A 4,175-nucleotide genomic window follows, 5' to 3' on the forward strand; every position below is an offset into this window, starting at 1 on the left:
GGTTGCAATGAAACAACACTTAGAAACGGAGATAAACATATTACCAAAGAGATGGATGAAACAATTTCTAATTATATTATTCGAAAATACTCATCTTATCATCTTGAAATAGAAAAACAATTTGAAGTCCATAAAGTGTATGGAACGAGCGGGTCAAATGGAATACTCAGTATCTATATGTGGTCTTATTATGGTGGCTTCAATAAATCCACTGGCATAGAAAACCAAGCAGGCCACTCTTTACCTGCTGTCATTCGATTAAAGAAAGATGCAAAGCGTTATTCTGTTGTTGAATATATAGAACCCCAAGATGGCAGTTTATATCAGTCTTCTTTAAAGAAAATGTTTCCAAAAGAATACTTGAAGTTGATATATCAAGATGCCGGAAATGTGGAAGATCTGCAAAAAGAGATGGAAAAGAAAGTGAAGCAGTGGTTAAAAGAATGAAAATGGTTTTTATTATGTTGCATTGTTCCCCCCTTCTTTCCTTATGAAAGCCCTTGGCTACCAAGGGTTTTTTCTTTGGTGTCAACCCCTAGTAGGGGTTTCAATGCAACATATTGAATAATATAGTTGTATTAAATGAGACATAATCCATCTTTATGGCAACTGGAGGCAACCTGATATGACCAACAAACAAGGACAAAACAGTGTCGAACCGGTCCGGGATCTTAAAAAGATCCGGATGATCAAAGAGTACTTATTGCATCAATCGTACCGAGATTATTTTTTATTTACGTTTGGCATCAATTCCGGCCTGAGAATCGGCGATATTTTGCCGTTACGGGTGATGGATGTTCGAAACACGGAACATTTGCGGATTCGCGAGAAAAAAACGGGGAACGTGCGGAAAATCAAAATGTCGGCGGCGTTAAAACAGGAAATCGAGAAGTATACGCGCCAGATGGCCGATTCTGATCCCCTATGAAAGTACCCATCGGGCGTCAAACGGCTTGGAGGATCATTAACGAGGCTTCTCGCGTGTGCGGGGTGGAAGGGCCATTGGCACCCACACCATGAGGAAAACCTTCGGCTATCATTTTTACCAGCGAACGAAGGATGTGGCGATGTGGCAGCAGATCTTTGGCCATTCCTCTCCATCGATTACCTTACGGTATATTGGCATTAATGATGAGATGATGGACAAGGCGTTAGAACAATTTTCTCTATAAGAGAATTTGTGTAAATATTACGAATAATCTTTCTTTTTAAGATTTATACCATTTTTTCCAATTATAGGTTTAAATTGAGTTGATTACTCTAAGAAAGACTTAAAAGATTAAAAGTATACGTGAACATGGTGTGCTGTTTACCGTGTATCGGAGATCCACGAAGCAAAATGGACGGGGTGCCCCGGTCCATTTATTTGTGGACCATCCGTATTTTTCATACTGGGAAGAACTGCTAAATTTAAGTGATTTCCAAGCAAATCCCCAAACAGAAAACGATGAAATCCCTTGTGGATCTAAGGACGAAGAGGAAAAAAATCCCTACCTATTCTTTACTATTAAAAAAATCTTTTAATAAATACATACGTAAAGAAAAACCAGTTTTAGATGAAAGTTTTATGCCTTCTCATATTCCAAAAAGATTTATTTTGGCCGTTAAACCGTTCTTTGGACAAGCAAAGGAAATCTATAAATTATGGGGAAAATCCATGCTGGCTTATCGTATCGCTCGTTTAGACACGCCTTTGGAAGAGTTAGCGCCATTAGTGGTTCAATTCTTTAAAGAAGCGATCTTCTCTCATAAACACAAACGCATTAAAGGTTCTTTTAATGCCTATTTCTTTGACACATTGTGAAATGTGATGACGGTTGAAAAACGAAGAGAAATCATGAATAACGATCCGATCTTCACTCAATTTAGGGCGTATATAGAATCTTAATATTACCGTATGGAATAGTCATTGGTTCTCTTTAACACATATAAATACAGACAACAGCAGGTTAATAAACAAGTGTAAAATTATATGAAATAACACGGAAAGAATATTGAATAGTTTTATTCAATATCTGAGATGAATTACCGATATAAACACAAGCATCAAATAATCAATGATGGAGTGTTATCAATGAATTTTACAATTGGAAAAAAGTTAATGATTGGATTTTTGAGCGTTGCAATACTTCTTGGCATTATTAGTTTTGTATCATACTACAACATAAAACAAATAGACGATTCATATACAGATTTAGTAGATCGTCGGTCTGCTATCTTATCCAATGCAAAAGACATTAAAATGAGTGCGGCTCAAGAAATTGCTGGATTAAGAGGCGTATTGTTGCAAGAGGAAGGTGCGGCGGAATTTTTATCAGAATCAATTATTAACTTAAATAAAAAAATTAATATTACAAGTAACTTGATAAAACGTGAAGAGGATAAAGATTTACTAAATGAACTGACTAACATGAATGAGGAGTTTGAAAGCAAATCGTCGGATATTGTTACTTTGATGAAGACTAACAAAGCGGAAGCTCAACGATTTGCTAACGAAGAAGTTATTCCTCTGGCAATTGAGATAGAGAATACAGCAGATGCCTTGCAGCAAGGGCAAGCGAAGTTGATGGAAGAAGGAAGCAAAACAAACACCGAACTAGTTAATACTTCTGTAAGAACTGTTCTTATCTTGAGTATAACAGCTCTTGTTTTGGCTATTATAATCGGTACTATCATTACACGGATTATTACGAATCCTATTTTGTCTCTTGCAAAAGGAGCAGAAAGTATTGCATCAGGCGATTTGACTCAAGAGGACATTCAGGTGAAATATAAAGATGAGATTGGACAATTGGCAAATTCCTTTAATCAAATGAAGATGAATCTTCGAGAGTTGATTCATCAAGTTAACTCCAATATAAAGCAGGTAGCTGCAACATCAGAAGAGTTATCAGCAAGTGCTGAGGAGACCAGTAGAGCGACAGAACAAATCTCAGGGGCCATCCAAGAAGTAGCATCCAGCTCAGAAAAACAGGTTTCAAGTGCTGTAGAATCTGCACAGGCGATCGATGAAATTTCAAGAGGGATGGATCAGGCTGCATCTTCTATTCAATCTATGAAAAATTTAACAGCTGCTGCGAATGAGAAAGCGAGCATCGGAAATACAGTTGTTATTCAAACAGTCGACCAAATGAATCTTGTACAAGACTCTACAACCAAATCTTCTACGGTTGTGAACGCTCTTGGAGAAAAATCAAGGGAAATCGGACAAATTGTAGAACTGATTACACAGGTTGCAACCCAAACAAACTTATTAGCACTAAATGCTGCTATAGAAGCAGCTCGGGCGGGTGAAAATGGAAAGGGTTTTGCAGTTGTAGCAGATGAAGTACGAAAACTTGCTGAAGAATCTGCTCATGCAGCAGGTCAAATTCGTGATCTTATACAGGAAATACAAACTGAAGCAGATAAGGCTGTTCGATCGATAAATGACAGTACAACCATTGTCCAAGATGGCATCAAAATGGTCGATCAAACGGGAGAAGCTTTCCGAGATATTGTGCAGTCAATTGAACAGATGGCTGCTGAATCTCAAGGGGTTTCTGTTATTGTGGAGCAAGTGAATTCGAGTTCACAAAACATGGTAGGGATGGCGAAAAACATCAGTAACGTTGTTGAGCAATCGACAGGAAATATACAAAGTATTGCTGCTTCAGCCGAAGAACAAAACGCTGCAATGGAGGAAGTCTCATCTTCAGCAGAAGTGCTAAGCGAAATGGCTCGGGAATTAAAAGAAGTAATAAGTAGATTTAAGGCTTAATATAAAAAAATCTCATTGGCATTAAGCAGCGGGGCTTTTGGATTAGAGAAATTAAAAAGCTGTTCGGTTTTAAACACCTAAATGAAATATAACTTCGTTTAAAAACTAGTAACCTTTAAGGTTGTAAAAGCCGCCTTAAAGACAACAAAATCGGCACTTAGGAACAATCCAAATACGAAAAAAGAGTAAAAGTGCATAAAACTTCCTTTTTTTATACAAGATTCAGTTGGATAGAGAGCTGAAAACCTTGATAAATCAACGGTGTACAAAAGGTTGCATAGAGAATCCAGAGAGAAGAAAAAGAAACCCCTCGTTGGATAAGGGGTTTCTGGACTGATCCCATAAAGTGAGACAAATAAAAAACACCTTTAAGTTGAAAACGAGTATGGGATACTCGAAAATAACTTGGAGGTGT

3 protein-coding genes and 1 pseudogene are annotated in these 4,175 nt (G+C 37.4%); all 4 read left to right on the forward strand.

The features are described 5' to 3' along the window. A partial coding sequence (locus tag ACH0BF_RS24915; protein ID WP_406910509.1) for a hypothetical protein occupies positions 1 to 447 on the forward strand: 447 nt, incomplete at its 5' end. Between the two features lie 178 nt (positions 448 to 625). Next, a pseudogene (locus ACH0BF_RS24920) lies at positions 626 to 1,172 on the forward strand (site-specific integrase). Positions 1,173 to 1,567: 395 nt separating this feature from the next. Continuing rightward, a complete protein-coding gene (locus ACH0BF_RS24925; protein WP_340856850.1) occupies positions 1,568 to 1,804 on the forward strand; it encodes a hypothetical protein in 237 nt (78 codons plus the stop codon). 270 nt (positions 1,805 to 2,074) lie between these two features. Continuing rightward, complete coding sequence (locus ACH0BF_RS24930) at positions 2,075 to 3,760, forward strand: methyl-accepting chemotaxis protein (RefSeq protein WP_340856851.1); 1,686 nt, start codon at positions 2,075 to 2,077, stop codon at positions 3,758 to 3,760. The last annotated feature ends 415 nt before the right edge of the window (positions 3,761 to 4,175 follow it).

Source organism: Pseudobacillus sp. 179-B 2D1 NHS (assembly GCF_045370945.1).
In the GTDB taxonomy this organism is placed as follows: domain Bacteria; phylum Bacillota; class Bacilli; order Bacillales; family Domibacillaceae; genus Pseudobacillus.